This is a genomic window from Vibrio sp. MOR3, from assembly GCF_001557775.1.
Taxonomy (GTDB): domain Bacteria; phylum Pseudomonadota; class Gammaproteobacteria; order Enterobacterales; family Vibrionaceae; genus Vibrio; species Vibrio jasicida.
On the sequence record NZ_LNRD01000032.1, the window covers coordinates 1 to 6,899 of the forward strand.

The window sequence follows — 6,899 nt, forward strand, 5'->3', positions numbered from 1 at the left end:
TGAGGCGTTGAGCTAACCTGTACTAATTGCCCGTGAGGCTTAACCATACAACACCCAAGGGGTTTTGATGGACTCAATGCAAGAACGATTGAATGTGTAGTAGAACTTAAAATCAGTTTTCCAGATTAAAGAATTTGCTTGGCGACCATAGCGATTTGGACCCACCTGACTTCCATTCCGAACTCAGAAGTGAAACGAATTAGCGCCGATGGTAGTGTGGGGTTTCCCCATGTGAGAGTAGGACATCGCCAGGCTTGTATTTTATTTTCACTTTTTATGAAAAAGTGAAGACAAAAACTTAGACTTAAATGTCTAACCAGTGCGGAGCGGTAGTTCAGTTGGTTAGAATACCGGCCTGTCACGCCGGGGGTCGCGGGTTCGAGTCCCGTCCGCTCCGCCACTTATTTCAAAGACCTCGCTTTTGCGAGGTTTTTTTGAATCTACAATGTGATAAACTGTAGTTTCTACAGGGGTGTAGCTCCAATTGGCAGAGCAGCGGATTCCAAATCCGCGTGTTGGGAGTTCGAATCTCTCCACCCCTGCCATATTTAAGGCTCTAGCAGAAATGCTGGAGCCTTTTTCGTTTTATCACTTCTAACAAGTGATATTAGGATAACTTGGCGTGCCTTGGTGCGCAGTCCGATTGGCTGCATTTCCCATCGAATCTCCGGAGTGCCGGCCCAGTCCACCTCTGCCATATTTAAGGCTCTAGCAGAAATGCTGGAGCCTTTTTCGTTTTTATCACTTCTAACAAGTGATATTAGGATAACTTGGCGTCCCTTGGTGCGCGGTCCGTTTGGCTGCATTTCCCATCGAATCTCCGGAGTGCTGGCCCAGTCCACCTCTTTTTATATACAAAGATTTAGTCAAAGATTATAAAACTTGTTTGCTTTTGGTTTTTAGAAAAAGGTCCAATTCCACCGTATTAGTATCAGTTTGTCGGACGCGGGTGCGTTCGCTTACTTGATGTTCTATCCGACATTCAGGTTCGGTTCTTTCTTCTTCGGGAGGGATAAGTACCTGTTATCTGAATATTTGTCTATTTAGTTCGTTGGGCAGGGGGAGGCGAACCGTGATTTACAACCTACAAAAAAGCCCAGTACTTTCATACTGGGCTTTGACTCTTTATTAGTTTCTAAAGGATACGCTTAAGTACGCCGTCAGCTTTGATGCGAGTGATCTTACGAACAAGCTTCTGAACGCTTTCTGGGTAATCTTCTACCTTTTCTAACTGTCGGTAAGTACAGATAAGTTGAGTATGCTCGAGAATGTTTGCTACTTCTTGCTCAAACTTATCCGTCATCTTAGCGTAGTTATCTTGCACCAATAGTCCATTTTCTAAGTCTAGTGACCATGCGCGTGGGTTCAGGTTATTACCTGTCATGAGCATGTAGCGTTTATCTACCCAAATACCTTTTAGGTGGAAGCTATTGTTGTCGTGCTTCCATAAGTGGATAGAAAGCTTACGAGCTGCAATGTTCGCTTCGTTGGCTTTTGCAAAACGGCGAAGGTTCAATTCGTAAAGGTATGGCAAACCACCAATAGTTTTAAATTCTTCTTCCGGAGCAATATAGAAGTCATTTGCTGTTTTATCTCCAACAACAATCGTTACTTTCACCCCGCGTTTCATTGCACGTTTTACTTCACGATGAATCGCTTTAGGAAAGTTGAAGTAAGGTGTACAGATGAAGATTTCATTTTGAGCGGCAGCGAGTAACTTAACGATTTTCATGTTGAGTTGATTACGTCGCTTACCCAAGCCAACAAGAGGAGTCACTTTTACCTCTTCTTCTGTTGCACTCTCTGGCGAAAACTCATAATCAGCACGAGCGAGAGAAGAACGCAGTTGACGAATTGCAGCTTTGATTTCTTTAGTTTCTGGTTTGTCCTTACCAGCAAGGTCGTTTACTGCTGGGTGAGCTATCATCTCACTCTGGATGAAACCGACCATGGAGTCAGCAAGTGCTTTATGTTGAATCACATGGTAACGGTCGAAACGATAACGACCATTGTATTGAAGATAGACGTTGTTTAAGCTAGCGCCGCTATAAATAACGGTATCGTCAACAATAAAACCTTTTAAGTGCAGTACGCCGAAGACCTCTCTTCCTCGTACAGGAATGCCGTATACCGGAATCGAATGTTGGTATTTTTTAGCGAATGCTTTGTATAGCGCGGAATTGCCCTCTGATGACTCTGCACCAATGAGACCACGTTGAGCTCGGTGCCAATCTACACAGATATTGATGTCCAATCCAGGGTTGCGCTGTTTCGCCTCATAAAGCGCTGTGAAAATTTCACGTCCAGCTTCATCATCTTCCAGATATAGAGCGACTAGGTAAATTCGCGACGTTGCTTTGCTGATCGCATCAAGAAGACGAGTTCTGAAAGTTTCTGCTGCGTGCAGAACTTCAAAGTCTTCAGGCTTGACTGCGAGACTTGGCAACTGTTCGAATGGGTTCCTACTTACTATCATACCGGTGTGAGTACCTTAATTAAGTGCAATATTGCGAACCTGATATTTTACCAAAGATATGAATTCTCTGGCTACAAAACCACGTCGTTTAGAACGTTAGAAGTGGTGAATTGCATTGGAATGAGATCTTTACCACTGTCTACGTACCGCAAATAAGCCATTTTTAACGAGTTTGGCAATTCAGAGCTATCAATGGTTTCAAACCCATGCTGAGCGTAATAATTCTCTAAATGTTTAAAAGCGAAGCAATAATCACCACTGGTGAAAACTGTGTTTTCGCAATAAGTAAGCAGAGCACTGCCGACGCCTGTCCCACGAAATTCTGGCACGACTAGCATCCCTGTAAGCAATCGTGATTTTTCGATGGTTTTCATTCGTAATAGCGCAACAATGCCATTCTTGACGCTGGCGGTAATGATTAACTCATCCCGTTTGGCTCGGCCTGCCGGATAATGCGCTTTATACAACCTCTTAATGAGAGGAAGTTTGATCGGATTTAACACTTCTATGATTAATGAGTCTGGTATTGTCACTGCGGCTAAAAGATAACTAATGTAGAATGTCCATAGTTTAAGAGAATCTCATCTGGCGTTGCAAATCCACTATGGAAATTAAGAAACACGCGAGCCTTAAGGCTTTTCATACATTTGGTATCGAGCAAACTTGCGACTATTTGGCGATTGTTGAATCTGTAGAAGATGTCATACAGTTGTTCAAGGACGACACCTTTAAAAAATTACCAAAACTGTTTTTAGGTAAAGGGAGTAACATGCTCTTTACTCAGCATTATGAAGGGCTTGTGATTATCAACCGATTACTTGGTAAACAAGTGAGTGAAACGGATGAGTATTACAAGCTGCATATTGATGGTGGTGAAGACTGGCCCGCATTAGTGGAATGGTGTGTAAAACATGATATTGGTGGCCTTGAAAACTTAGCTCTTATCCCTGGCTGTGCGGGTTCTGCACCGATTCAGAACATCGGAGCGTATGGAGTAGAGCTCAACAACATCTGTGATTATGTTGATGTTCTTGACCTAGAGACTTTTGAAACTATACGTATGAGTGCAGAAGAATGTCTGTTTGGTTATCGTGATTCGATATTCAAGCATTCTCTGTATGAGAAGTGTTTTATCACCGCGCTTGGCCTTAAACTGCCCAAAACGTGGCAACCCGTCAATCAATATGGCCCTCTACAGTCTATTCCTGAAAAAGAACTTAGCCCTAACGCAATATTTGAGCGAGTTTGCCAAGTGCGCATGGAGAAGTTACCTGATCCAACTAAAGTGGGTAATGCAGGGAGTTTCTTTAAAAACCCAGTGATCAGTCAAGATCATTATGATCAACTCATCCAGCAGCATGACACCATGGTCGCCTATCCTGCAAAAGGTGGGATGAAAGTGGCAGCCGGTTGGCTGATTGATCAGTGTGGGCTAAAAGGTACCTCGGTTAACGGTGCCCAAGTGAACCCATTACAAGCTTTAGTGCTTACCAATGTGGATAACTGTACCGCGGAAGATGTGGTGACTTTGGCTTCTCTTGTAAAGAAAAAGGTTTGGGATAAGTATCAAATAGAGCTTGAGCATGAAGTGCGTTTTATGAATAGTCATGCTGAGACAACCCTTTCTGAGATAGAGGCTGCTCGATGAGAAAAGAACATAACGCAAAGCTCCATATCCTCAAAGCGTTAAGCGACAGCGATTTCCATTCAGGTGAAGCACTTGGGGAGAGCCTTGGCATCTCTCGAGCAGCAATCGCAAAGCACATTAAAGGGTTAAATGAGTGGGGTGTGGATATCTATCGTATCCAAGGCCGAGGTTATCAACTGGCGCACCCCCTACAACTATTAGACGGAGATACACTCAAAGCGAAACTTGATAGTCAAATCGAGCTGATCTCTGTTATCGATTCAACCAACCAGTATTTGCTGGAAAGAGTGAATGAGTCAGACAAAGGAAGAGTTTGTTTAGCGGAATACCAAGCTAAAGGCAGAGGACGTCGTGGCCGTCAGTGGATTTCACCTTTTGGGACAAATCTCTACTTGTCTATGTACTGGCGACTGGACGCAGGTATGGCTGCAGCAATGGGATTAAGCCTTGTTGTTGGTATTGCGGCAGTAGAAGCGCTCGAAAGTATGGGCGTTCAAGGTGTGAAGTTGAAGTGGCCCAATGACCTCTATTTCCAAGATAAAAAACTTGCAGGTATTTTAGTAGAAATGTCAGGCCAAGCCGGTGGTGCCGCTCATCTTGTTATCGGGATGGGGTTGAACATTGGGATGCCGGACATACAGCCTGAGATTGATCAGCCTTGGACAACGTTGAATCAAGTCAGTGATGGTTTAACAATCGACCGCACCGTTCTGGCACTCAACCTTATTGAACACTGGAAGACCGCACTAGAAGAATATGAAATGACTGGTCTGGCGGGGTTTGTTGATCGTTGGAATCGTTTAGATAATTTTATAGACCGTCCTGTTAAGCTACTTATGGGGCCAAGAGAGATTCATGGCGTTGTAAAAGGTATCGATCAACAAGGTGGGGTAGTACTAGAAACCAACAATGGTTTGGAGACCTACATTGGCGGCGAGATCTCCTTAAGAAAAACCGATTAACATTAACGAGTCAGCACTACTTTCTCAACGATACTTTATCAACCAAATGGCTTGGTCCTTTATGCAGTATTAAGTGGGCCCTTTCTCGAGTAGGAAGAATGTTCTGTTCCAAATTGAGTCCATTAATATCATGCCAAATCTGCTTCGCCTTGTTCCTAGCTTCTTCTACTGAGAGTTGGGTATAGTGGCTAAAATAGGAGCCAGGTTTGGTGAATGCTCCTCGACGGAATTTCAAAAATCGTTCTACGTACCATTGCTCGACGGTCTCTGTTTCAGCATCAACGTAAATAGAGAAGTCTAGAAAATCCGACACAAACACTCGATGTGGATCGTGTGGGTAATCCATACCGCTTTGCAAAACATTTAAACCTTCAATGATCAATATATCTGGCTGCTCAACAGTTTTAAGCTCTTCGGTAATGTCGTAGGTAATGTGGGAATAGACTGGCACTGTAAGGTCAGGTTTACCTGCTTTCACATCGGAAACAAACTCAACTAAACGCTTTATGTCGTACGACTCTGGAAAGCCTTTGCGATGCATGATGCCCTTATCTTCCAGTTCTTTCTTTGGATATAAGAAACCGTCGGTTGTCACTAACGCGACTTTTGGATGATTCTCCCAGCGAGATAGAAGGGCCTTCAGCAGCCTCGCAGTCGTACTTTTCCCTACCGCAACGCTACCAGCAATACCGATGACAAATGGAGGAGCATGCTCTTCTGTATTGAGAAATTGCTGTAATACTGAGTTGCGACTCTGACGAGCTTGAACATATAAGTTCAATAGACGAGACAAAGGAAGGTAAATCTCTACCGCTTCCTCTACAGTGAGGTTTTCATTAATGCCTTGAAGCGCGGTTAAGTCGTCTTCAGAGAGTGTCATCGGGACAGAATTTCGTAGTTCTGCCCATTCAGCACGGTCAAATGACAAAAATGGACTCATGAGTCTCTTTGATCCTTGGTTTAATAGAGAGCAAGAACATACAACAAGCATCGTTTAAAGCAAACGACAAAGCTCGAAAGTTTGCTTTAAAAAGTGAGGTTTGTATGAATTTGCAGCAATTGAATCTAAAAAGCTAAATTTTACGATTTTTTTTAAAATACCTATTGCAACCTAGAAAATCATTCAATAGAATGCGCACCACTTATGCCGACTTAGCTCAGTAGGTAGAGCAACTGACTTGTAATCAGTAGGTCACCAGTTCGATTCCGGTAGTCGGCACCATTCTTTCCTGCTTCTTTAAGAAGCAATTGTAGTAAGAATGGCATGAAATTTTGGAGGGGTTCCCGAGTGGCCAAAGGGAGCAGACTGTAAATCTGCCGGCACTGCCTTCGATGGTTCGAATCCGTCCCCCTCCACCATATTCTTAAGGAAATAGCTCTCAGAGTTACGTGTTGCGGGCATCGTATAATGGCTATTACCTCAGCCTTCCAAGCTGATGATGCGGGTTCGATTCCCGCTGCCCGCTCCACTCTAATTTGAGTGCTGATATAGCTCAGGTGGTAGAGCGCATCCTTGGTAAGGATGAGGTCGGCAGTTCGAGTCTGCCTATCAGCACCAGCTCTCAAAGTTATTTCCTTTTGATATAAGATTTACCAATTATCTTTTTTGGTTGCGTGGTCAATTCGGGCCACCTAAATCCGTACCTAGAGGGACTACTCATGTCTAAAGAAAAATTTGAACGTACGAAACCGCACGTTAACGTTGGTACTATCGGCCACGTTGACCACGGTAAAACAACTCTAACTGCAGCTATCTGTACTACTCTTGCTAAAGTTTACGGCGGTGTAGCTAAAGACTTCGCATCTATCGATA

The 6,899-nt window shown here is 43.7% G+C and carries 6 protein-coding genes, 6 tRNA genes and 1 rRNA gene; 10 read left to right on the forward strand and 3 right to left on the reverse strand.

Annotated elements, in window-relative coordinates:
• The first annotated feature begins 137 nt into the window (after window positions 1-137).
• From rrf to ATB76_RS26605, 3 genes are all read left to right on the forward strand, one after another.
• Window positions 138-254, forward strand: a 5S ribosomal RNA gene (gene rrf / locus ATB76_RS26595).
• A gap of 69 nt (window positions 255-323) precedes the next feature.
• Window positions 324-400, forward strand: a tRNA-Asp gene (locus tag ATB76_RS26600).
• A gap of 68 nt (window positions 401-468) precedes the next feature.
• A tRNA-Trp gene (locus tag ATB76_RS26605) sits at window positions 469-545 on the forward strand.
• Between the two features lie 590 nt (window positions 546-1,135).
• Here ATB76_RS26605 and pssA read toward each other — a convergent pair.
• Complete coding sequence (gene pssA, locus ATB76_RS26615; RefSeq protein ID WP_038873871.1) at window positions 1,136-2,476, reverse strand: CDP-diacylglycerol--serine O-phosphatidyltransferase; 1,341 nt, start codon at window positions 2,474-2,476, stop codon at window positions 1,136-1,138.
• A 71-nt stretch (window positions 2,477-2,547) separates the two neighbouring features.
• Entirely contained in the window at window positions 2,548-2,979 is a 432-nt protein-coding gene (locus tag ATB76_RS26620; RefSeq protein WP_061036396.1) for a GNAT family N-acetyltransferase, read from the reverse strand.
• Between the two features lie 101 nt (window positions 2,980-3,080).
• Between ATB76_RS26620 and murB the strand changes: the two genes are divergently transcribed.
• Both murB and birA read left to right on the forward strand, forming a co-directional pair.
• Window positions 3,081-4,124 (forward strand): UDP-N-acetylmuramate dehydrogenase, encoded by a 1,044-nt coding sequence (gene murB, locus ATB76_RS26625; RefSeq protein ID WP_061036394.1) that lies wholly within the window; start codon window positions 3,081-3,083, stop codon window positions 4,122-4,124.
• The gene (birA, locus tag ATB76_RS26630) at window positions 4,121-5,086 is read left to right on the forward strand and encodes a bifunctional biotin--[acetyl-CoA-carboxylase] ligase/biotin operon repressor BirA (RefSeq protein WP_061036395.1); all 966 of its coding nucleotides are present in this window, start codon (window positions 4,121-4,123) and stop codon (window positions 5,084-5,086) included. The genes murB and birA overlap by 4 nt, the downstream gene beginning before the upstream one ends.
• A gap of 16 nt (window positions 5,087-5,102) precedes the next feature.
• Here birA and coaA read toward each other — a convergent pair whose 3' ends face one another.
• Window positions 5,103-6,026, reverse strand: a complete 924-nt coding sequence (coaA, locus tag ATB76_RS26635; protein WP_038873865.1) for a type I pantothenate kinase — start codon at window positions 6,024-6,026, stop codon at window positions 5,103-5,105.
• A gap of 206 nt (window positions 6,027-6,232) precedes the next feature.
• On the opposite strand from coaA, the gene ATB76_RS26640 reads away from it, so the two are divergent.
• From ATB76_RS26640 to ATB76_RS27965, 5 genes are all read left to right on the forward strand, one after another.
• Window positions 6,233-6,308: transfer RNA gene (locus ATB76_RS26640), tRNA-Thr, on the forward strand.
• A 52-nt stretch (window positions 6,309-6,360) separates the two neighbouring features.
• Window positions 6,361-6,445: transfer RNA gene (locus ATB76_RS26645), tRNA-Tyr, on the forward strand.
• 35 nt (window positions 6,446-6,480) lie between these two features.
• Window positions 6,481-6,555, forward strand: a tRNA-Gly gene (locus ATB76_RS26650).
• A gap of 13 nt (window positions 6,556-6,568) precedes the next feature.
• Window positions 6,569-6,644: transfer RNA gene (locus tag ATB76_RS26655), tRNA-Thr, on the forward strand.
• Window positions 6,645-6,745: 101 nt separating this feature from the next.
• The coding region (locus tag ATB76_RS27965) for a GTP-binding protein (RefSeq protein ID WP_240538059.1) at window positions 6,746-6,899 on the forward strand (154 nt) is incomplete at its 3' end.

What these genes read in the sequence shown, in the direction of transcription:
- murB (WP_061036394.1), top strand. Translation starts at nt 3,081, where the DNA reads ATGGAAATTAAGAAACACGCGAGCCTTAAGGCTTTTCATACATTTGGT.
- birA (WP_061036395.1), top strand. Translation starts at nt 4,121, where the DNA reads ATGAGAAAAGAACATAACGCAAAGCTCCATATCCTCAAAGCGTTAAGC.
- coaA (WP_038873865.1), bottom strand. Translation starts at nt 6,026, where the DNA reads ATGAGTCCATTTTTGTCATTTGACCGTGCTGAATGGGCAGAACTACGA.
- pssA (WP_038873871.1), bottom strand. Translation starts at nt 2,476, where the DNA reads ATGATAGTAAGTAGGAACCCATTCGAACAGTTGCCAAGTCTCGCAGTC.